Source organism: uncultured Nocardioides sp. (assembly GCF_947488025.1).
GTDB lineage: Bacteria > Actinomycetota > Actinomycetes > Propionibacteriales > Nocardioidaceae > Nocardioides.
In genome coordinates this window covers 225,740-246,549 of record NZ_CANKYS010000006.1, presented here as the reverse complement: position 1 = coordinate 246,549, position 20,810 = coordinate 225,740, and the positions used below count along the sequence as shown (strand labels likewise).

Sequence of the window (20,810 nt, the reverse complement as noted above, 5' to 3'; positions counted from 1 at the left end):
AGCTCAGAAACCTAGACAGGGAACGGCGTGCTCACGTTTCAGACGCGCAGGGCACCCACGGATGCGTCACATGAGCCGAAATAGGCCACGAGGGCGCCGGTGCCAACCGCGATAAACACCGGCACGTAGACCCCGATGTTGTCGCCACCGTTGGCAAAGGTGACTGCCGCCACCGTGAGGGCACCGACGGGTTTGTCGGCCATCGTGTGCTCGTCATCGTCCCCGTTGCGCCACACCTGACCGCGCTCACCGGTTCAGGATGGCACGCGCACCTGAGCCATTGGCGCGGTGCGGGTGGCTGCGGATGTGCCGGTTGGTCAGGTGATGTCGGCCCACGTCGCCTTCCCGGTGTCGGTGAGCTCGACCAGGCTCGCGGGGGCGCCTTCGTGGTCGCCGGTCGAACCCCAGGCGGCAAGGTGGGTCGCGTCGCAGAACAGGTTCGCCTCGGGCAGAAGTCGGCCTGCACGTTCCCGCAGGGTCCGCCGGGCAGCCATCCGACGACCGGGCTGTCCGCGGGTGGGCGACCGGCCTCGACGTGGGACCACCAGGGCGCGCCCGCAGGTCGGGCATCTGGTCTCGACCACGGCGTCGACCTCGAGGGCGGCGGGGATGCCGATGCCGTCGAAGGCGCACCACGTCCAGTACTGCTGTCCGTCCAGCCTCAAGTGGTGCCTGGCGGGGACCACGCTCAGCCCGCCAACCGCGACCACCGCTCCGGCCGGGCTGCGGGTGATGGCGCCGGCGCTGACCAGGTCGGAGAGTGCGGTCTCGACCTCGTGCAGGGTCAGGTCGCATTCGGCGGCGAGGGTGGCCACGTCCACGGGTGCGGCCGTGGCCCGGAGCCGGGTGAATGCGGTGCGCCGGACCAGGGTGGCGTCGCCACCGAGCCGGTCGAGCAGACCAGCAATCGGATCCCGGTCGTCGTCGGGGACCGTGGTGTCGTGATCGTCGTTGCTCGTCATCGTGGGCTCTCTTGGTCAGGCGCAGCAGGAGGTCGGCAGCTCGTTGCGGAACAGGCCGGCGACCAGCCGCAGGCTCTCGGCCATCGTCAGGTACGGCGCCCACGTGTCTGCGAGGTCGTTCACGGTCATGCCGGCCTTGATCGCGTAGGTGGCCGCCAGCATCACCTCGCCGGCTCCGTCGGCGGCCGCGTGCACGCCGAGCACCCGGCCGGTGTCGGCGTCGGCGACCAGCTTCACCGCACCGCGGGTGTCGTGGTTCACCAGGGCCCGGGGCACGTCGGCGAGCTCCAGGACTCGGCAGTCGCAGGAATAACCGGCCGCGAGCGCTTCCTGCTCGCTCAGGCCGGCCGAGGCCACCTGGGGCCGGGTGAACATCACCGCCGGCATCCCGGTGTAGTCCACGGACCGTTTCGCGTCCGGGTCCAGTGCGTTCGCGGCGGCGACATGCCCGGACGCGGCGGCGACGTAGACGTACTGCGGCGTGCCGGCGACGTCGCCGGCCGCGAACACGCGGGGGTTGCTGGTGCGCTGGTGCTCGTCTATCACGACGAACCCGCGGTCGTCGGTCTCCACGCCGGCCGCCGACAGGTTCAGCGCCGTGGTGTCCGGTCGTCGTCCGGTCGCGACCAGCACCCGCGCCCCTTCGACCCGGATCCCGGACGCGGTGGTCACCACTACGCCGACGTCGCTGGCGGTGGCAGCGACCGCACGCTCGTCGACCACGGTGATGCCGTCCTCGGCGAACACCCGCCGCATCACGTCCGCGAGCTCGGGCTCTGTGTGCGGCGCGAGCCGGCCGACTACCGTGACCCGGGAGCCCAGGTGTGCGAAGAGCTGCGCCTGCTCCATCCCGACGTACCCCCCGCCGATGACCACCAGCGAGGCGGGCAGGGCGCGCAGCTCCATCGCGGTGGTCGAGGTCAGGTAGTCCACCTGCTCGAGCCCGACGATGCCCCCGACATGCGGCTGGGCGCCGGTCGCGACCACGTAGCCGCGTGCGCGCAGCGGTCGGCCGTCGACCTCCAGGACCTCTCCGTCGCGGAACCGGGCGGTCCCGGACAGGATCTCGAAGCCCCAGGCGGTGGCGACGTCGACGTACTTGGCCTGCCGCAGCCAGCCGACCAGCTCATCCTTCTGCTCCACCACCGCGGCCAGGTCCACCTCGCCGGCGCTGGTCGGCACCCCGCGGAACGGGTTCGCCAGCGCCGCGTGCCGGGCACCCGCGGCGGCCAGCAGCGCCTTGGACGGCACACAGCCCCGGTTCACGCACGTCCCGCCCAGGGTGCTGCGCTCCACCAGCACGGCGCTCGCGCCGCGCCGGCGGGCCTCGATCGCGGCGGCCATCGCGGCTCCACCGGAACCGATGACCGCCAGGTCCACCTCGTAGGTCGGATCGTTGGGAACCGATGCAGCGGACACGGTGGGAGCCTCCTGGTTCGACGCGGTGGTGTTCACTGGTCCATCGTGAACCTTCCAGCACAGGGGAAGGTCAAGTCGCTGTCGGTATCGCGAACGCTGGACAACCGAGCGGGCTCGCCACCACCCGGCGAGCCCTTCTCATGGCCGAGGTGATCGCCCAGCTCAGCTGCCAGGCCACGTTCCAACGCGGCCCTGATCAGACCCGGGACCACCACGATCCCCGGGTCATCTCGATGTCGCCGTCATCGATCCTGGTGAACGGCCGCCTCAGGTATTCGTAGCGTCCAGCAGTGTTGACAGCAGTCGTCGGAGTTCGCGGTGTCCGCGCTCGCCCAGGATCTGGGTTACCTGCTCTTCGAGGCCTTCGATCGTCTGGCGACCGGCGGCTACGGCGCCTCTTCCCCGCTTGGTGAGCACGATGAGCTTGGCCCTGCCATCGTTGGGGTCGGGACGACGCACGACGTACCCCATGTCGACGAGCTCGTCGACGAGTTCGGCCATGGACTGCGGGGTCATGTTGGCCTTGCGTGCGAGCTCGGTGAGCCGGGAGCCGTCGGGAGATATTTGGGCGAAGACGGCGGAGTGCTTGGGTTTCTGCGGATAGCCGGCCCCGACGACGCCGTCGACGATCTGGAAGCCCAACAGGCTGTAGGCCTGGCCCAGCATCGAGACGGTGTTCAGGTCGTTCGCCATTGACAACTCCGAATCCGAAGAGTATTCAGGTTACCTGAATAGTTTCTAGCACACCCTGCTCGGAGTGTTGCCTTCGACGGGCCAGAGGAGCGATCAGGATGACGCACGTCGAGGCGGGCACGTCGCTTGCCACCGCTGTTCCCGTCTGGGTGAGGCACGCCGGTGCGGTCTGTCTGGCGGCGGGCATCCTCGGAGCCGTCAGTGGCATCTTCTTGGCGGTCTATCCGGCGCAGGTGCCCGAGGACATGTTCAGCTATCCGCTCACCGCGGGCGGGTTCACCGTCATTCAGATCTGGTTCTTCGTCCAGCATGTTGGTCTGCTGGCCGGTATCGCGGCGCTGGCCCGCGCAGCGGTCATGGCCCAGGGCCGCAGCGCCCGCTGGGGCATCGGCCTCGCCGGCTGGGGCATGGCGCTGCTCGCGGTCACCGAGCTGATCGCGATCACGGCACGCAACTCGACCTATCCAGGCGACGGCACCGGCCTTCTCGACGCGCTCTACGGCGTTTCCAGCGTGGCGGTTGGTGGGGGCCTGATTCTGGCCGGCATCGCGGTCCGCCGCGGGGGACGGTGGTCAGGTTGGCGAGGGCTCGTGGTGCTGGTGGCCGGCATCTTCGTGTTCGTGCCGATGATGCCTGCATTGCTGGGTCCGTTCGTTCTCGCGCGGCTAGCGATCACGGTCTGGATGCTGCTCTTCGCGGCCCTGGGCTACGCGCTGTGGCAGGCCGACCAGCAATGAGCAGCCCCGCTATCGGCGGCGCGGAGGCACCTGTCACGGTTTCCGCCACATTCAATGCAGACGCCGCCTCGTCGCCATGGATGTGGGTCACTGGGGGCGCGGTCTGCGGACTCGCCTGGTCGGCCGCACTCCGTGGGTACATGGTCGAGCTCGTGGGGGTCGAGTCGACCTTCACCTGGAGCGGGACGTTCGGCGCACTCCTTCTTCCGGGGGCGGTCACCGGCGGGCTGCTGGGATGGGCCGAGCACCTGCGGCGCGTCGGTCCGCCGCGCAAGTGGCGGCTGCTGGCTCTGGCTCCGCTGACCTTCGCCGTCGCGCCCATGCTGATACCCGGCGCCGTCACCACACTGGTGACAACTGGGATGGGCAGTGGGGCGATCGCGGTCGGGCTGATGGGAATTGTCGGCGGATACGCGTTGTCCGGACGTGGTCGGCGATGGCCCCGTGCCGTGTGCGGTGCCGTAGGCGTGGGTGTCACGGCGGCACTCGCCGCAACGGTTGCCGGGACCGACCCTCCGTTGTCGCTCACAGATCCTCGGGGTGCCTGGGCGGCGGTGCTGGCAGCCTCGTTGTTCCCCGTGCTGGCTCTCGGCTGTTCAATCCCGTACCGGAGCGCTTGGTCACGGGGTGCCGAACCGATCCCGATCGAGGCCACCGCGTGAACGCCCCCATCCCTAACATCGGCCCGGGCAGTGTTGGTCGTGCCGGCCGTAGTGGCACCCGGTCGGCGGCACGGCCTTGAGGGGAGGATGAAACATGGTCGTCATCACGAATCAGGCGGTGGCCGCCTGCCCTCCGGAGGAACTCTTCGACTACTGCGTCGACCTGCGCAACGAGCTGGAGTGGAACCCCACGGCGAAGTCGATGGAGAAGCTCACCGACGGCCCGGTGGGCGTCGGCACGAGGTTCCTGGCTCGCTGGAAGGGAGCGCCGTCGGCGATCGAGGTCGAGTGCCTCGAGTTCGATCGGCCCCTTCGCTGGGTCCACGACAATGGCGGGCCGATCGCGGTGACCTTCACCGGCACAGTGGAGCCGGTCGACGGTGGGTCGCTGCTCCGTGTCCGGTTCGACGCACGCCCGCGCGGTTGGTTCCGGCCGGTGTTCCCTGCGTTCGTGGTGATGGCGCGCCGTCAGGAGAGGGCCAACATGACTTATCTGCGAGAGGCCGTGGAGCGGCGCACTGGTGGCGGCCCGGGCACAGGCGGAGCCGCGGCGCGCGAGATGCCGCTCATCCACCGGATCCTCCGGCGTCAGTTCGCCGAGGCGCGGATGCTGGTGCAGGAGGTGCCGGCAGCCGATGCGCCGCGCGTGGGCGCCGTCGCCGACCACCTCGGGTTCCTGCTTGAGGAGCTGCACGGGCACCACACCACTGAGGACGATCTGATCTGGCCGAAACTGCTCGACCGCGCGGGGCTCGACGCACCGCTGGTGGCGCGGATGGAGGAGCAGCACCAGCAGATCGACGTGTCGGTCGCCGAGGTGCGCGCCGCGATGTCGGTGTGGCGTTCGGATCCGACGCCGGCGACGGCCGCGGTCCTGGCCGACCGCCTCGGCGAGTTCCTCCTCGTCCTTCAAGGGCATCTCGACGAGGAGGAGCAGCTTGTCGTGCCGCTGATCGACCGGCACCTGACCGAGGCCGAGTGGCAGGAGGTCGGGGAGCGTGGCTTCGAGAAGTTCACGCCGGCCCAGCGGTGGATCGCCCTCGGGCAGTTGGTCGAGGTGGCGACGTCCGAAGAGGTGGCGATGATGTTCGGCACGCTGCCGCCACCGGTGAAGGTGCTCTGGCACCTGATCGGGAAACGCAAGTACCGCAGGTACATCACGCCGGTCCGCGGCCGGCAGCTCGTGTGACCGGGGCAGGATGTGACCAGGGCGGCCGCCGTCTGTTCCCTCGTGCTCGGGTTGGGTTTCGGCCTCCCGGGTGCGTTCGGCGCGTGGTACTACGCGCGAAACGGCGAGGTGTGGACGTTCCTCGGCTTCCTCACCTATAGCGAAGGGCCCTTCGAGCGCTGGGGAATCCCGACCAGCACCGCGCTGCTTGTCGGGTTCGTGGCAGTGTGCGCAGCCGAGGTCGTGGTAGGTGTCCTGCTGTGGAGCGACGCCACGATCGCCCTGTGGCTGGCTGTGGCCCTGCTGCCGATCGAGCTCGTCTTCTGGATCGGCTTCGCGCTGCCCTTCGGACCGCTGCTGGGATTGGCGCGCACAGCGCTCGTCGTGGCCATCCTGGTGTCGGGGGAGTGATCGATCCCGCGCTGACCCTCCTGAGCCTGGCCGATGCCCGCAGTCCCCGAGGACGCCGTCGCTGCAGGTCAGAGGCCGGTTTGCCCTGATGAACGCAGTTGTCGGCAAAGGATCGCGCTCACGCTCAGCAGCATCGGCGTCTTCCCGATGACCCACCACGTCGAGTGCGTGGCGCTGCTGAGGAGAACCGGTCCCGGCCTCCCGTGACGTCGAACTAGGATCGCGCGGTGCGTCTGGTCTCGGCTGTCCTCGGCTTCGCCCTGAGGAAGGTGGGTCTGCTCCTCGCGGTCGTCCTGTCGATGTTCCTCGGCTTCCTGCTCGTCCAGGTCGCGGTCCCGACCCTCAAGGACGCCGTCACGGACCGCGAGCGGCTGCAGCAGGTCCGCGCCGAACGCGCAGCGCTCGACAGCGATCTCGAGCAGCACCACACCGAGGCCGAGCAGGCCCAGGGCGAGGCCGTCACGTCGCTCGAGGGCACGATCGGCGCGGAGATCGACGGGCTGGATCGACAGCATCGGAGCTGGAGTCCGCCGTCGAGGACAACCGCGAGCAGCGGGACAACGTGTGCGGCTTCTGGGAGAGCCTGCCCGAGAGGCTTCCGATCGGGCCGAACCCGTGTGAGGACGCGACGAAGCTGCTGGAGAAGGCCGAGCAGGCGCAGGCCACCGTCGAACGGAATCTGCGCGAGGCCGAGGCCGATGCCCTGGTCCTCCGCGACCCAGCGTTGACGAACGAGCAGAAGCTCGAGCAGCTCGGCGTGAGCGGCGCCTTCTCGTCCACCGAGAGGGAGATCGACAGCAAGCAGGCGGAGCGTGAGCAGAAGGAGGCCGAGGAGCGCAGCCTGGAGGAGGCCCAGGGATCGGGCGTGGGATGGGTCGTCGACCAGTGGGCCCGGTCGTGGAGGTGGCTGGCCGCCATCTCCCTGCTCGTGCTCGTCATGCCCCCGGCGCTGCGGGCCGTCAGCTACTTCGTCCTCATGCCGATGGTCCACCGGGCCCACCGGCCGATCCACCTCGCGGACGGCTCGGAGACCCCGCAGAGCGACCTTCGCACCTCTCCCGCCGAGCGCACCCTGACGATCGAGCTGGGCCCCGACGAGGTGCTGTCGGCGCGGTCGGAGCACGTCCGGCCGGTGCAGGGTCCGATCCGCGGTCACCTCCTGTACGACTGGTCGTCGCCGTTCATCAGCTACGCGGCCGGGCTCTACGGCCTGAGCCGGGTCACGGGCGATGAACGCGTCACCACGGCGACGCTGGCCACCCCGGACGACCCGGACTCGTACCTCATGCGCATCGACTTCCGGGACCACCCGGGTCTGGTCATGCGGCCGCGGCACGTCGTCGGTGTGATCGGCTCACCGGAGCTGCAGACGCGGTGGCCACGAACCCGCGCAGCGGGACCACCCGAATGGAGCAACACCTCGTGATGGGGTTCGACTCCCGCCTGCAGGTGGGTGTCAACCGGACCGAGGTGTTCTGGCCGTACCTGTGGGGCCGGACCCCACTGGTCGACGATGAGTTCAGTGGCTCGCACCCGCTCTTCTGGCAGAAGGCGAGCACCGACGGTCCGAGGAACCCGATCGCCAAGGCGTTCGACGCCTTCTTCTCGGCCTTCGGCAAGCTGCTGGGCTTCTGACCGTGGCAGGGTGGCGCCATGGCCACGTACGACGTGAACCCGGCGGCGGTCGCCCACGCGCGCAGGCTCATCGATGGCCGGCAGTACGTCCTCGACGGCGACTGGGGCTCCGTCCAGCCTGACGCCGAGGCCGAGAATGCCTACCTCGAGCGGCACTCGTTCGAGGACTTCGCGGCGTGGCACCTCGGGCTGACCGTGGGCGCCAACGACGGGACCAAGGCGCGCTACGCCTTCGTCTACGGCGACCTGCGGCGCGTCCACCGGTCGGCGCTGATTGCCTGCGTCTACCGCGCGGCCGAGTGGCGGCACAAGGCCGTGGAGCTGGCCGCGCACGACCTGCTGCAACGCCTCGACCAGATGGCCGGCATCGACTGAGGGTCAGTGGCGCGAGATCACGTCGGACAGTGTCGCCAGCGCGGAGGCGTGGTCGGTCGCGTCCACCACTGACCACCCGTGGGCCGGGGCGAGGTCGAGCAGCTGCCGCCGACCCTCGAGCACGAGCTCGTCGCCGCCCCGCTCCTCGATGATGCGCGAGACGACGGTGTTCACGGGAGTAGTGGCGCGGGCGTGCAGGCGCGGGAGGAGGACCTCGGGCTCGACGGTCAGCACCACGCCGACGTACGACGCCCCTGCCGCCGCCGCAGCCGCCTCGAACCGGTTGACCTGGGAGGGCGTGACGATGAGCTGGGGGAGCACCACGTCGCGTCCGGTGGCGAGGTAGGCGGTCAGCAGGGCGAGGGCGAGGGCGGAGGCCCGGACGGCCTCGCCGGTGCCGACGAAGTCGTCCTCCCAGCCCGAGACCCACGACCGCAGCTCGTCGATGTCGCACACGAGGGTGCCCGGGTGCGAGGCGGCGTACGCACGGGCGAGCGTGGACTTGCCGACGCCGGACGGTCCGTTGAGGTGGAGGAGGGTCGGCACGCGGGGAGGCTAGCCGAGCGAGCCGCGCGTGTGTGATATCTTGACATCAAGATACTGCGATGTCAGAACTAGGGGTCCCCCTGCTTCCCGCGCCTCAGGGTGCGACGGCAAGATGGATGCGAACCCGCGAACTCCCGAGGAGATGTGGCTGATGGCCAGTCAGGACAGCTTCGGTGCCAAGGGCACCTTGGACGTGGACGGACAGTCCTACGAGATCTACCGACTCGACGCGGTCGAGGGTGAGGGGCTCGACGTCCAGAGCCTGCCCTTCTCGCTGAAGGTGCTGCTGGAGAACCTGCTCCGCACCGAGGACGGCGCGGACATCACCGCCGACCACATCAAGGCGATCGCCGGCTGGGACGCCAGCGCCGCGCCCGACCAGGAGATCCAGTTCACGCCTGCCCGCGTGATCATGCAGGACTTCACCGGCGTGCCCTGCGTCGTCGACCTCGCCACCATGCGCGAGGCGATGGCGGAGCTCGGCGGCGACGCCACCAAGATCAACCCGCTCGCGCCCGCCGAGATGGTCATCGACCACTCGGTGATCGCCGACGTCTTCGGCTCGGCCGACGCCTTCGAGCGCAACGTCGAGATCGAGTACGAGCGCAACCGCGAGCGTTACCAGTTCCTCCGTTGGGGCCAGGGCGCCTTCGACGACTTCAAGGTCGTCCCCCCGGGCACCGGCATCGTCCACCAGGTCAACATCGAGCACCTCGCGCGCGTGGTCATGGTCCGCGACGGCGTGGCCTACCCCGACACCTGCGTCGGCACCGACTCCCACACCACGATGGTCAACGGCATCGGCGTGGTGGGCTGGGGCGTGGGCGGCATCGAGGCCGAGGCCGCGATGCTCGGCCAGCCGGTCTCCATGCTGATCCCGCGCGTCGTGGGCTTCAAGCTGTCGGGCGAGCTGCCCGCGGGTTCGACGGCCACCGACCTCGTGCTGACCATCACCGAGATGCTCCGCGAGCACGGCGTGGTCGGCAAGTTCGTCGAGTTCTACGGCGAGGGCGTCTCCGCGCTGCCCCTGGCCAACCGCGCCACCATCGGCAACATGAGCCCGGAGTTCGGCTCGACGATCGCGGTCTTCCCGATCGACGACCAGACGATCGACTACCTGCGCCTGACCGGCCGCACCGACGAGCAGCTTGCCCTCGTCGAGGCGTACGCCAAGGAGCAGGGGCTGTGGCACGACCCGAGCGCCGAGCCGCGCTACAGCGAGCGCCTCGAGCTCGACGTCTCCACCGTGGTGCCGTCGCTGGCCGGCCCGAAGCGTCCGCAGGACCGCGTCGAGGTCAGTGCGGCCAAGGACTCGTTCCGCGCCGCGCTCGCGGACTACGTCGACGAGGGCGACTCCGACCCGGACGACGCCGCCGAGGCCACGGGGTACGACGAGGCGGTCGAGGAGTCCTTCCCGGCCTCCGACTCGCCGAGCCACGAGGGCGGCAACGGCAAGCCCGTGCACGCCGACGCCCCGAAGGACGCCGGTCGGCCCACGAAGCGGACGAAGGTCTCGCTCGACGGCCAGGAGGTCGAGATCGACCACGGCGCCGTGGTGATCGCCGCGATCACGTCGTGCACCAACACCTCCAACCCGAGCGTGATGATCGGTGCCGCGCTGCTGGCCAAGAAGGCCGTCGAGAAGGGCCTGACCCGCAAGCCGTGGGTCAAGACCTCGCTCGCGCCCGGCTCCAAGGTCGTCTCCGACTACTACGACCGCTCGGGCCTCACGCCCTACCTCGACAAGCTGGGATTCAACCTCGTCGGATACGGCTGCACGACCTGCATCGGCAACTCCGGCCCGCTCATCCCCGAGGTGTCGGCGGCCGTCAACGAGGCCGACCTCGCGGTCGTCTCGGTGCTGTCCGGAAACCGCAACTTCGAGGGCCGGATCAACCCGGACGTGAAGATGAACTACCTCGCGTCGCCGCCGCTCGTCGTTGCCTACGCGCTGGCCGGGTCGATGGACGTCGACCTGTTCGGTGACCCGCTGGGCCAGGACGCCGACGGCAACGACGTCTTCCTCGAGGACATCTGGCCGAGCCCGCAGGAGATCGAGGAGACGATCGCCCAGGCGATCACCTCCGACATGTTCGGCGACTCCTACGCCGACGTCTTCAAGGGTGACGAGCGCTGGCAGTCGCTGCCCACCCCGGAGGGCAACACCTTCGAGTGGGACGAGGACTCGACCTACGTCCGCCGTCCTCCCTACTTCGACGGCATGCCCGACGAGCCGGAGCCGGTCACCGACATCGTCGGCGCCCGCGTCCTGCTCAAGCTGGGCGACTCGGTCACCACCGACCACATCAGCCCGGCCGGTGCGATCAAGAAGGACAGCCCGGCAGGCCACTACCTCGCCGAGCACGGTGTCGAGCAGCGTGACTTCAACTCCTACGGCTCGCGCCGCGGCAACCACGAGGTCATGATCCGCGGCACGTTCGCCAACATCCGCCTGCGCAACCAGATCGCGCCCGGCACCGAGGGCGGCGTGACCAAGGACTTCACCAAGGACGGCGAGGTCACCAGCGTCTACGAGGCCAGCCAGAGCTACCAGGAGGCCGGCACCCCGCTGGTCGTCCTGGCCGGCAAGGAGTACGGCTCCGGGTCCTCGCGCGACTGGGCCGCCAAGGGCACCGCGCTGCTGGGCGTCAAGGCCGTCATCGCCGAGTCCTACGAGCGGATCCACCGCTCCAACCTCATCGGCATGGGCGTCATCCCGCTGCAGTTCCCCGACGGCAAGACTGCCGACGACCTGGGCCTCACCGGAGCCGAGATCATCTCGATCAGCGGCATCACCGAGCTCAACGACGGCACCACGCCGAAGACCGTCACGGTCAAGGTGGAGCCCGCGCCCGGCACCGACCAGGCGCACGGCGAGACCAGCGAGTTCCAGGCCACCGTCCGCATCGACACCCCGGGCGAGGCCAACTACTACCGCAACGGCGGGATCATGCAGTACGTCCTGCGCAACCTGCTGCGCGGATGACCGACCCTGCCACCGATCCGGCAGCGGTGTGGCGCGGCCGCGTCCAGGACCACCTGGACGCGGCCGGCCGCCCGCCGCTGGGCGGCATGGCCGACTGGGAGGTCTTCCCCTTCGAGCGCGACGGGCTCACCCCGAAGCCGATGGGGGAGCGGGTCGTCCCCGAGCCGTCACGGGACCGCTCGCCCGACGCCTGCGGCACCTGCAAGGCCCTCGGGCGTGACGAGCTCGTGCTGCACACCGGGTCCCGACTCGCGGTGATCCGGCCGGGTGGCACCAGCCTGATGTTCGTCGCCAACGTCGTCTCGCGCGAGCACGAGCGGCTCGACGACCTCGACCAGGCTGCCGACGAGGAGCTCGGTCGGCTGGTAGCGCGCACCTACCGCGCCCTGCGCGCGCTCCCTGGCGTCGGCAACGTCCAGGTGAGCAAGTGGGAGAATGGCGGCGGCCACCTGTCCGTCAACGTGCTGGCCCGCCCGCTCGGGGTCCTCGAGCTGCGCGGCTCCAACCTGCCGGTCTGGGCCGACATGCTGCCCGACATCCCGCAGGACGAGTACGACGAGCGCGCCGGGGCCGTACGCGCGGCGCTCGCCTGAGAAATCCCCCGGAGCCACCCCACCGGATGCGCTCCTCGTGGCGTGTGGACGTGTGAGGCTGTGCCGCACACGAGGGGGATTCACGCATGTCCGCACCACCCATCGACGTCGTCGACCGGCTCGAGCGCCTGGCCGCGCACGCGCCGGCCGGCGTCATCGACCCCGACGCGGTCTGGACCCACGGTCGCCGACGGCAACGCGGGAGGCTCGCAGCGGCGCTGGCCGCCGTCGTAGCGGTCGGGCTGCTGGGTACGACGACGACGCCCCTGCTGCTCGCGCGGGTGCAGCGCGTCGAGCCGGCGGACTCCGCGCAGCCCATGGTCCTGCCCGACGTGGTCCGCCAGCCGGGGAGCTGGGAGTCCGCCTTCCCGAGCGTCCCGGGACGTCTCTCGGCCGTCGGCACCGGCACGCGGTCGGGCCTGTGGTCGGACCGCAACGCCTTCTGGGGCGTCTCGGCGACAACGGGGGAGTCGCGGTTCCTCGACCTGCCCGACGCGCTCGAGCTCGGTGAGGTCGCCGTGTCGCACGACGGCTCGCGCGTGGCGTACTGGATCGCGACGACTGCCGACGCCGACGCGCTCGGGCAGGCGGGGGAGAGCGCGATGCTCGCCGACGGGGTCGCCGTGCTCGACCTCGAGACCGGCGAGCGCGACGTCTGGACCATCGAGTCCGACCACGGGTTGTGGATCGGCGGCCTGGCCTGGGCGGGGGACGTGCTGTGGTGGTCGGCTGGCCCCGCGCAGGCTCGGGAGGACGGTGTGCTCACCGCACGGACCCGGACCCACACGTGGGACCTGGGTACCGACGAGCGCGAGGACGCCACCAGCCCGGCCGGCCGCCGCGTCAGCGCCAACGGCGTCGGCGACGCACCCGGCGGCTTCGTCGAGCAGGGCCGTTCCGGCCGGGTGGAGGTGGTCACCGGCGACCGTGACCCGCGGACGCTCCGGCTCGAGCTCCCGGCCGGCGCGCCCGGCGAGGCGGGGACCGTCCACGCGGCACTCAGCACCGACGGGGCCCGCCTGGCGGCCCTGCTGATGCCCGACGCCAGCACGTACGACTCGACGCCCAAGCCGGTCGTCGTGGGCTCCGTCGCCGACACCCGCGTGGCGCTGCGCCAGGTCGACGACGCCGTCGCGGGGACGGTCCTGGGGTGGCGTTCCGCGACCGAGGTGGTCGTGGCCGGGCTGGACGAGGTGGAGGAGGGTCGGCCCCAGCGCGTCCACCGGGCGTGGGCGCTCGACGTGGTGAGCGGTGGGCGGACGGACCTGACGGAGTTCGCGGGTAACACGCCGCAGGTGGCCGCCGACGCGTGGACCGCCGAGGTCGTGCCCGCCCCGGACGCCCCGTTCGCTCCCGACCCTCGAGTCGTCGGAGCAGGTGGGATCCTCGCCCTGGTCTTCTGCCTCTCGCTCTGGCGCGACCTGAGGCGGCGACGTGGCCACGCCTGACGGCTTCGCCGAGTTCGTCGTCGCGCGGCAGGCCGCGCTGCTGCGGACGGCGTACCTCCTCACCGGGCACGCCCAGGACGCCGAGGACCTCGTCCAGACGACGCTGGTCAAGATCGTCCCGCAGTGGCGCCGCATCGCCGAGAACCCCGAGCCCTACGTCCGGCGGACGATGGTCAACGAGAACGTCTCGCGCTGGCGGCGCCGACGCTGGCGCGAGCACGCGACCGACGTGCTGCCCGAGGCGCTGTCGCACGACCCGGACAGCGCCGAGCTGATCGCCGTACGCGACGCGCTGCGGTCGCTCGCGCCGCGGCAGCGAGCGGTGCTCGTGCTGCGCTACTACGAGGGACTCTCCGAGGCCGAGATCGCGGCGCAGCTCGGCATCGCACCCGGCACGGTCAAGTCACAGGCGCGCGACGGGCTGGCGCGGCTGCGGGTCGCGCTCCCCGCCGACGACGAGGATCGCACCGACGTGGTGTTGGACCTCCGTCGGTAGCCTGACGCCGTGAGCGACGTCCAGCACCCCGGTCCGCCCGAGGCGGTCGAGCAGCAGGACCCCGGGCCCGCGGTCGGCACCGCGCCCGTTGAGGAGCGCCGCCGGCGCAGCCTGCCCCTGGTGCTGGCGAGTGTCGCGGCCGCGCTCGTGCTCGGCGCAGCCCTCGTCGCCCCGCTCGTCGACCGGGCGATCCGCGGTGACGAGCGGGAGCAGCGCGCCCTCGACCTCACCCTGGTGGAGACCTGGGACCTCGCCGACCGCTCCCACACCACCGACGACGTGACCTACGAGCAGAACCCGCCCGCCGGGGGCGCCCACGCTCCCATCTGGCTGGCGTGCGGCGTCTACGACGAGCCGGTCCGCGACGAGAACGCCGTCCACGACCTCGAGCACGGCACCGTGTGGATCACCCACGACCCCGACCTGTCGGAGGACGACCGCGCAGCGCTCGCCGAGCAGCTGCCCGACAACGGCATCATGTCCCCGCGCGAGGACCTGCCCTCGCCGGTCGTGGTGACGGTGTGGGGCGCGCAGCTGCAGCTCGACGGTGCGGACGACCGGCGGCTGGGGCTCTTCCTCGAGGAGTACGGCGACGGGCACACCGCCCCGGAGTTCGGGGTGAGCTGCCAGGGCGGCACCCCCGACCCCCAGGGCGGGCTGCCCGAGCAGGGCACCGACGCCTGAGGCGGGGGCGGTCTGCTCGGGCGGGCCGGCCTCAGCGGGCCAGGAAGTCCAGCAGCGCGGCGTTGAACTCGTCGGCGTGGCTGACGTTGAAGCCGTGCGGCGCGTCCGGTACGACGATGAGCTCCGAGCCGGCGACCGCCTCGCGGGTGCGCTTGCCCGAGCCCTCGAACGGGACCGTGGCGTCGCTGTCGCCGTGGATGACGAGCGTGGGCACCGTGACCTGGGTGAGGTCGTCGCGGAAGTCGGTGGTGCCGAAGGCCTCCATGCAGCCCAGCGCCGCCTTCTGGTCGCTCTGGTGGCACATCGCGATGGCCTCCTGGCGCTGCTCCTCGGTCACCTTCAGCTCGCCCTTGGCGGAGAAGAAGTCGCGGGTGAAGCCGTCGAAGAACGTGGTCCGGTCCTCCTCGAGCCCCTTAGTCATCTCGGTCGCGGCCTCCTCGGTCAGCGGCCCGTCGGGGTTGTCGTCGCCCTTCATCAGGTAGGGCGGGACGGCGGCCGCGAACACGACCGAGTGCACCCGCTCCTGGCCGTGGCGGGCGATGTAGCGGGCCACCTCACCGCCGCCCATCGAGAACCCGACGAGCGTGACGTCGGTGAGGTCGAGCTCGGAGAGGATCCCGTCGAGGTCGTCGGCGAGGGTGTCGTAGTCGTAGCCCTTGGACGGCTTGTCGCTGCGACCGAAGCCGCGGCGGTCGTAGGCGACGACGCGGTAGCCGGCGGCGCTCAGCGGGCCGACCTGCTCGCTCCACGACTCGCCGGAGAGGGGCCAGCCGTGGATGAGGACGACGGGCCGACCGCTCCCGCCCGAGTCCTCGACATGGACCTTGGTGGAGCTCAGCAGGCCGGAGCTTGCGGTGACGTCAGGCACGTGGTGTCCCTTCGTTGGGGCCCCCGGGTGGGAGGGCCGTTCCTTGGTCCTTCGAACGTAGGCACGGGCGTGGATGGGTCGTTCCACCCGCCGGGGTGGCCGCGGCCCGGGAGGCGGGGCGTGCCCTAGCGTGGAGACATGCTCGTCGCCTTCTCGATCTCACCCATGTCCAGCGACCCCTCCGGCTCGGTCACCGACGCGGTCGCCACGGCCGTCCGCGTCGTACGCGAATCGGGGCTGCCCCACGAGACCAACGCGATGTTCACCAACGTGGAGGGGGAGTGGGACGAGGTGATGGCCGTGGTCAAGCAGGCCGTCGACGCGGTCGCCGCCGTGTCGCCGCGGGTCGGCCTGGTGCTGAAGGCCGACATCCGCCCGGGCTACGAGGGCCAGCTGACCGCGAAGGTGGAGCGGATCGAGGAGGCGCTGCGCGATGGACAGTGAGATCCGCACCTACCGCACCGGCGCGGACGAGGTCGTGCTCGACCTGACGCAGGACGCGGTCGAGTTCGTGGACGGCCGCGGCGACGGGCTGCTCCAGGTCTTCGTGCCCCACGCGACCGCCGGCATCGCGGTGATCGAGACGGGCGCCGGGTCGGACGACGACCTGCTCGCCACGCTGCGCGACCAGCTGCCTCCCGACGACCGCTGGCGCCACCGCCACGGCTCGCCCGGCCACGGCCGCTCCCACGTGATGCCGGCATTCGTGCCGCCCCACTGCACGATCCCGGTGCTCGGGGGCCGGCTCGCGCTCGGCACCTGGCAGAGCATCTGCCTGGTCGACCTCAACGTCGACAACGACGAGCGCCAGGTGCGCTGGTCGTTCCTGGCGGGCTGAGCGCCCTGCCCGCGGCACAGCGGGGAGCATCGCCGCGACATGTCGAGGTCGTCCTTCCCCGTTGACCGCCAGTCGAGGAGTCGTCACCCGTTTCACGTCGAACACCTGTTCGATAGACTGTCCGGGTGTTCCCCGCCCCGCAGCCCCGCCAGCGGCCCACCCCGCCCGAGGGGCACCGCGGGGTCGCGCCGCCCGGGTGGCCGCGGCAGGTGCGACCGCCGGACGCGCCGGACTGGGAGGTGACGGCTGCGAGCTGGCTGCTCGACCTCTGCCCGCCCGACTACCGCCGCTTCTCGGGGCTGCGGCGGCACGTCGTCGTCCTGGCCCGCTTCGCGGTGCTGCACGTCGAGGCCCAGCAGCTGGCGACTCGCCGCGGGCTGAGCGAGATCCGCGGCGACCTCAAGGACGTGGCCGACGAGGCGGTCGTCCTCGCGGCCGTGCAGACGTTCCAGCTCGAGGACGCCCGCCTGCTCGGCGTACGCCGCGAGGTGGGGTTGGTCGAGGACGCCCTCCGCGGGCGTCGCTACCGGGTGCGGATGTGAGGTCTGGCTAGGGTCGCGTGATGCACAGGTTCGCCGCCGTCGCCGTCATCGACCCGCAGGGGCGGCTGCTGATGCAGGAGCGCGGCGACGACGCGCTCCACGAGCCGGGCCGCTGGGGCTACCCCGGCGGGGACCTCGAGGCCGGGGAGGGCTTCGCCGACGCGGCCGTGCGCGAGCTCGCCGAGGAGACCGGCCTCCTCGTCGACGTCCACGACCTCGAGTCGCTGGGGGCGCGGCGGTTCCGCAGCGACGGGTGCGGCGGGGACGACGAGTTCGAGCTGTTCGCGGTCCGGACCACCGCCAGGCAGGCGGACGTGGTGTGCGGTGAGGGCCGCCAGATGGTCTTCGTCCACCTCGACGACCTCGCCGACCGCCCGCTGCACAGGGCGACGGAGCTGACCCTCCACCGGGTGCGCGAGTGGTCCGAGGTCCACCCCTTCGACCCCGGTCCGGACCCGAGGAAGTTTGCGGGGATCATCCTCGTCGACCGCCGGGGTCGGATCCTGCTGCAGGAGCGCGACGAGCACCCGCGGATCGACCCGGAGAAGTGGGGCCTGGCCGGCGGGCACGTCGACCCGGGTGAGGACTTCGAGCCCGCCGCCCACCGCGAGCTGGAGGAGGAGACCGGGGTCCGGATGCCGGCGGGCAACCTGCGCCTGTTCCGGGAGTTCGTGGTGGACCATCACCAGGCCTACGGCTCGTGGGACGTGATGCAGGTCTTCGTCGCCGCCACCGACCTCACGGACGCCGACATCGACTGCCGGGAGGGACGTCAGATCGTGTTCGTCGACCCCGCCGTGGCGCGCGGGCTCGACCTCAGCTCGGCCGCCACCGACATCGTCCCGGCCTTCCTCGACAGCGATCTCTACGCCAGCATGGCGCCATGACCGATCGCACCCTCACCGTCCACCCCGTCCCGTCGATGGGTGCCGAGGACGTCGTCGTCGCCCCCGACGGCACGGTCTTCACCGGCACCGAGGACGGGGTGATCTGGGCTCTCGAGCCGGCGACCGGCAGCACCCGCCGGATCGCCGACACCGGCGGTCGGCCCCTCGGCCTCGAGCTCCTCCCCGACGGCGACCTCGTCGTCTGCGACGCCCGGCGAGGCGTGCTCCGGGTCGCGCCCGCGTCCGGCACCGTCGAGGTGCTGGTCGACCGGGTCGAGGGCCGAGCGATGCAGTTCTGCAACAACGCCGCCGTCGCTTCCGACGGCACGATCTGGTTCAGCGACTCCTCGCTCCACTACGGCGTCGACCGGTGGAAGGACGACTTCGTCCAGCACACCCGGACCGGCCGGCTGCTCCGACGCGACCCCGACGGGGCCGTCGAGGTCGTCCTCGAGGGTCTCGCCTTCGCCAACGGCGTCGCGCTCGCCGCCGACGAGTCCTACGTCGCCGTGGCCGAGTGCCGCGGCCGCACCGTCGTACGACTCTGGCTGAGCGGGCCGCGCGCGGGGGAGCGCGACCACCTCGTCGCCGACCTCCCGGGCTATCCCGACAACATCAGCCGGGGCAGCGACGGGCTGATCTGGGTCGCGGTGGCGAGCCCGGTCGACGGCCTCGTCGAGCGGCTCGGGTCGGCGCCGATGGTGCTGCGCAAGGCGGTCACGCGGATCCCCGCGGCGCTGCAGCCCAAGCCGGCCCAGACGATTCGGGTCCAGGCCTACGACGACGAGGGACGCCTGGTGCACGACCTCGACCTGCCCCGGCCGGACCACGGTCCCGGCTACCACATGGTCACCGGGGTCCGGGAGCACGAGGGGCGCGTGTGGATGGGAAGCCTCCACGAGCCGTCGGTGGCGGTCCTCGACCGCCCATGAAATAGACTCCTGCCCCATGGCTCTCCTCGACTCGATCGCCTCGCCGCGCGACCTCCGTGGCCTCTCCGCGGAGCAGCTCGACGAGCTCGCCGCCGAGATCCGCGACGTGATGATCCGCACCGTCGCGACCAACTCCGGTCACCTGGGACCCAACCTCGGCGTGGTCGAGCTGACGCTGGCGATCCACCGGGTCTTCGACTCCCCGCACGACCGGGTCGTCTTCGACACCGGGCACCAGTCCTACGTCCACAAGCTCGTCACCGGACGGCACGCCGACTTCGCGACGCTCCGCAAGGAGGGTGGGATCAGCGGCTACCCGAGCCAGGCCGAGTCCGAGCACGACATCGTGGAGAACTCCCACGCGTCTACCGCGCTGTCCTACGCCGACGGGCTGGCGAAGGCCTATGCGATCCGCGGTGAGGACCGGCACGTCGTCGCGGTGATCGGCGACGGCGCGCTGACCGGCGGCATGGCCTGGGAGGCCCTCAACAACATCGCGATCGCGCAGAAGAGCCGCCTGGTCATCGTCGTCAACGACAACGAGCGGTCCTACACGCCGACCATCGGTGGTCTCGCCACCGCGCTCACGTCGCTGCGCACCAATCCGCGCTACGAGCAGGTGCTCGACCTGGTGAAGAAGCGTCTCAACGCCGTCCCCGGCGTCGGGCACGCGGCCTACGACGCGCTCCACGCGGTCAAGAAGGGCATGAAGGACGCGCTGGCCCCGCAGGGCCTCTTCGAGGACCTCGGCCTGAAGTACGTCGGCCCGGTGGACGGCCACGACCGCGCGGCCATGGAGCAGGCGCTGACCAACGCCAAGCGCTTCGACGGCCCGGTCATCGTCCACGCCCTGACCCGCAAGGGCCAGGGCTACGACCCCGCCCTGCGGCACGAGGCCGACCAGTTCCACGCTCCCGGTCCGTTCGACGTGCAGACCGGTGCGGAGAAGCCCAAGGGCAAGATCTGGACCGACCACTTCTCCGAGGCCATCGTCGACCTCGGCGGCCGCCGTGAGGACGTCGTCGCCATCACCGCGGCGATGATGCACCCCGTCGGCCTCGACGCCTTCGCCGCGAAGTACCCCGAGCGTACCTTCGACGTCGGGATCGCCGAGCAGCACGCCGTCACCTCCTCCGCCGGCCTGGCGATGGGCGGGCTGCACCCGGTCTTCGCGGTCTACGCCACCTTCCTCAACCGCGCCTTCGACCAGGTGCTGATGGACGTCGCGCTGCACAAGTGCGGTGTCACCTTCGTGCTCGACCGCTCCGGCGTCACCGGTGACGACGGTGCGAGCCACAACGGCATGTGGGACATGTCGATCCTGCAGGTCGTCCCCGGCCTCCGCCTGGCCGCGCCGCGTGACGTCACCCGGCTGCGCGAGCTGCTCGACGAGGCCGTCCTCGTCGACGACGCGCCGACCGTCGTCCGTTTTCCCAAGGGCCCTCCGCCCGCCGACGTACCGGCGGTCGACCGCGCCGGTGGCGCCGACGTGCTGGTGCGCTCAGGGGACCGGGACGTGCTGATCGTCGCCGTCGGGTCGATGGCGACGACGGCCGTCGAGGTCGCCTCGCGGCTGGCCGACCAGGGCATCGGGGTCACCGTGGTCGACCCGCGGTGGGTCAAGCCCGTCGACCCCGCCATCGTCGACCTCGCCCGTGAGCACCGGCTCGTCGTCAGCGTCGAGGACAACGGTCGCGTCGGCGGGTGCGGCGCGACGCTGCTGCAGACCCTCAACGACGAGGGTGTCGAGACGCCGTTCCGCCTGCACGGCATCCCGCAGGAGTTCCTCGACCACGCCAAGCGCGACGTCATCCTGGCCCGCATCGGTCTCGACGCGCAGACGCTCGCGCGCTCGATCGTCGAGGACGTGACCGCGCTCGACGGCGGGGCCGGCATCGTCGAGGTCGACCACACCGCCTGACGTCCAG

At 71.1% G+C, this 20,810-nt stretch carries 24 protein-coding genes and 1 pseudogene; 18 read left to right on the top strand and 7 right to left on the bottom strand.

Going from position 1 to position 20,810, the window contains the following annotated elements; genetic code table 11:
* Positions 1–80 precede the first annotated feature (80 nt).
* The 4 genes and pseudogenes from Q1B24_RS12610 to Q1B24_RS12595 form a co-directional block, all read right to left on the bottom strand.
* Positions 81–227 (bottom strand): annotated as a pseudogene (locus Q1B24_RS12610) (cadmium transporter); the annotation flags it as partial.
* 90 nt (positions 228–317) lie between these two features.
* Positions 318–962, bottom strand: coding sequence for an organomercurial lyase (merB, locus tag Q1B24_RS12605; RefSeq protein ID WP_299928843.1), 645 nt, complete (start codon positions 960–962; stop codon positions 318–320).
* A 15-nt stretch (positions 963–977) separates the two neighbouring features.
* Positions 978–2,381 (bottom strand): mercury(II) reductase, encoded by a 1,404-nt coding sequence (gene merA / locus Q1B24_RS12600; protein WP_299928840.1) that lies wholly within the window; start codon positions 2,379–2,381, stop codon positions 978–980.
* A gap of 267 nt (positions 2,382–2,648) precedes the next feature.
* Positions 2,649–3,074 carry a MarR family transcriptional regulator gene (locus tag Q1B24_RS12595; protein WP_299928837.1) on the bottom strand — a complete coding sequence of 142 codons (426 nt, stop codon included), beginning with the start codon at positions 3,072–3,074 and terminating at the stop codon, positions 2,649–2,651.
* Positions 3,075–3,172: 98 nt separating this feature from the next.
* Between Q1B24_RS12595 and Q1B24_RS12590 the strand changes: the two genes are divergently transcribed.
* The 4 genes from Q1B24_RS12590 (at position 3,173) to Q1B24_RS12575 (ending at position 6,052) form a co-directional block, all read left to right on the top strand.
* A complete protein-coding gene (locus Q1B24_RS12590; protein ID WP_299928835.1) occupies positions 3,173–3,811 on the top strand; it encodes a hypothetical protein in 639 nt (212 codons plus the stop codon).
* Between the two features lie 140 nt (positions 3,812–3,951).
* The gene (locus tag Q1B24_RS12585; protein ID WP_299928832.1) at positions 3,952–4,473 is read left to right on the top strand and encodes a hypothetical protein; all 522 of its coding nucleotides are present in this window, start codon (positions 3,952–3,954) and stop codon (positions 4,471–4,473) included.
* 94 nt (positions 4,474–4,567) lie between these two features.
* Positions 4,568–5,662, top strand: coding sequence for a hemerythrin domain-containing protein (locus Q1B24_RS12580; protein WP_299928829.1), 1,095 nt, complete (start codon positions 4,568–4,570; stop codon positions 5,660–5,662).
* Positions 5,663–5,674: 12 nt separating this feature from the next.
* A complete protein-coding gene (locus Q1B24_RS12575) occupies positions 5,675–6,052 on the top strand; it encodes a hypothetical protein (RefSeq protein ID WP_299928826.1) in 378 nt (125 codons plus the stop codon).
* Between the two features lie 68 nt (positions 6,053–6,120).
* Here Q1B24_RS12575 and Q1B24_RS12570 read toward each other — a convergent pair whose 3' ends face one another.
* Entirely contained in the window at positions 6,121–6,567 is a 447-nt protein-coding gene (locus tag Q1B24_RS12570) for a hypothetical protein (protein ID WP_299928823.1), read from the bottom strand.
* Between the two features lie 47 nt (positions 6,568–6,614).
* Between Q1B24_RS12570 and Q1B24_RS12565 the strand changes: the two genes are divergently transcribed.
* The 3 genes from Q1B24_RS12565 to Q1B24_RS12555 are packed head-to-tail and all read left to right on the top strand — an operon-like array spanning position 6,615 to position 8,062.
* A complete protein-coding gene (locus Q1B24_RS12565) occupies positions 6,615–7,478 on the top strand; it encodes a hypothetical protein (protein WP_299928820.1) in 864 nt (287 codons plus the stop codon).
* Positions 7,475–7,687 carry a hypothetical protein gene (locus Q1B24_RS12560; protein ID WP_299928816.1) on the top strand — a complete coding sequence of 71 codons (213 nt, stop codon included), beginning with the start codon at positions 7,475–7,477 and terminating at the stop codon, positions 7,685–7,687. The genes Q1B24_RS12565 and Q1B24_RS12560 overlap by 4 nt, the downstream gene beginning before the upstream one ends.
* 18 nt (positions 7,688–7,705) lie before the next feature.
* Positions 7,706–8,062, top strand: a complete 357-nt coding sequence (locus Q1B24_RS12555) for a hypothetical protein (protein WP_299928813.1) — start codon at positions 7,706–7,708, stop codon at positions 8,060–8,062.
* Positions 8,063–8,065: 3 nt separating this feature from the next.
* On the opposite strand, the gene Q1B24_RS12550 is transcribed toward Q1B24_RS12555, so the two are convergent.
* Complete coding sequence (locus Q1B24_RS12550) at positions 8,066–8,608, bottom strand: AAA family ATPase (RefSeq protein WP_299928811.1); 543 nt, start codon at positions 8,606–8,608, stop codon at positions 8,066–8,068.
* 151 nt (positions 8,609–8,759) lie between these two features.
* On the opposite strand from Q1B24_RS12550, the gene Q1B24_RS12545 reads away from it, so the two are divergent.
* The 5 genes from Q1B24_RS12545 to Q1B24_RS12525 all read left to right on the top strand — a co-directional run bounded on the left by Q1B24_RS12545 (position 8,760) and on the right by Q1B24_RS12525 (position 14,815).
* Positions 8,760–11,594 carry an aconitate hydratase gene (locus Q1B24_RS12545; protein WP_299928809.1) on the top strand — a complete coding sequence of 945 codons (2,835 nt, stop codon included), beginning with the start codon at positions 8,760–8,762 and terminating at the stop codon, positions 11,592–11,594.
* Positions 11,591–12,187 carry a hypothetical protein gene (locus Q1B24_RS12540; RefSeq protein ID WP_299928807.1) on the top strand — a complete coding sequence of 199 codons (597 nt, stop codon included), beginning with the start codon at positions 11,591–11,593 and terminating at the stop codon, positions 12,185–12,187. Before Q1B24_RS12545 ends, Q1B24_RS12540 begins: the two co-directional genes overlap by 4 nt.
* A gap of 86 nt (positions 12,188–12,273) precedes the next feature.
* Entirely contained in the window at positions 12,274–13,635 is a 1,362-nt protein-coding gene (locus Q1B24_RS12535; RefSeq protein WP_299928805.1) for a hypothetical protein, read from the top strand.
* On the top strand, positions 13,622–14,131 hold the full coding sequence (locus Q1B24_RS12530) for a SigE family RNA polymerase sigma factor (RefSeq protein ID WP_299928803.1): 510 nt from the start codon (positions 13,622–13,624) through the stop codon (positions 14,129–14,131). Before Q1B24_RS12535 ends, Q1B24_RS12530 begins: the two co-directional genes overlap by 14 nt.
* Positions 14,132–14,140: 9 nt before the next feature.
* Positions 14,141–14,815 carry a DUF3105 domain-containing protein gene (locus Q1B24_RS12525; RefSeq protein ID WP_299928800.1) on the top strand — a complete coding sequence of 225 codons (675 nt, stop codon included), beginning with the start codon at positions 14,141–14,143 and terminating at the stop codon, positions 14,813–14,815.
* 31 nt (positions 14,816–14,846) lie between these two features.
* On the opposite strand, the gene Q1B24_RS12520 is transcribed toward Q1B24_RS12525, so the two are convergent.
* Positions 14,847–15,683 carry an alpha/beta hydrolase gene (locus Q1B24_RS12520; protein WP_299928797.1) on the bottom strand — a complete coding sequence of 279 codons (837 nt, stop codon included), beginning with the start codon at positions 15,681–15,683 and terminating at the stop codon, positions 14,847–14,849.
* 138 nt (positions 15,684–15,821) lie between these two features.
* On the opposite strand from Q1B24_RS12520, the gene Q1B24_RS12515 reads away from it, so the two are divergent.
* The 6 genes from Q1B24_RS12515 to dxs all read left to right on the top strand — a co-directional run bounded on the left by Q1B24_RS12515 (position 15,822) and on the right by dxs (position 20,803).
* Entirely contained in the window at positions 15,822–16,127 is a 306-nt protein-coding gene (locus Q1B24_RS12515; RefSeq protein ID WP_299928794.1) for a thiamine-binding protein, read from the top strand.
* Positions 16,117–16,521 (top strand): YjbQ family protein, encoded by a 405-nt coding sequence (locus tag Q1B24_RS12510; protein WP_299928791.1) that lies wholly within the window; start codon positions 16,117–16,119, stop codon positions 16,519–16,521. The genes Q1B24_RS12515 and Q1B24_RS12510 overlap by 11 nt, the downstream gene beginning before the upstream one ends.
* 125 nt (positions 16,522–16,646) lie before the next feature.
* Positions 16,647–17,063, top strand: coding sequence for a hypothetical protein (locus tag Q1B24_RS12505; RefSeq protein ID WP_299928788.1), 417 nt, complete (start codon positions 16,647–16,649; stop codon positions 17,061–17,063).
* Between the two features lie 20 nt (positions 17,064–17,083).
* Entirely contained in the window at positions 17,084–17,950 is an 867-nt protein-coding gene (locus Q1B24_RS12500) for an NUDIX domain-containing protein (protein ID WP_299928785.1), read from the top strand.
* Entirely contained in the window at positions 17,947–18,882 is a 936-nt protein-coding gene (locus Q1B24_RS12495) for an SMP-30/gluconolactonase/LRE family protein (RefSeq protein ID WP_299928782.1), read from the top strand. The genes Q1B24_RS12500 and Q1B24_RS12495 overlap by 4 nt, the downstream gene beginning before the upstream one ends.
* Before the next feature lie 16 nt (positions 18,883–18,898).
* Positions 18,899–20,803, top strand: a complete 1,905-nt coding sequence (dxs, locus tag Q1B24_RS12490) for a 1-deoxy-D-xylulose-5-phosphate synthase (protein ID WP_299928779.1) — start codon at positions 18,899–18,901, stop codon at positions 20,801–20,803.
* Positions 20,804–20,810 lie beyond the last annotated feature (7 nt).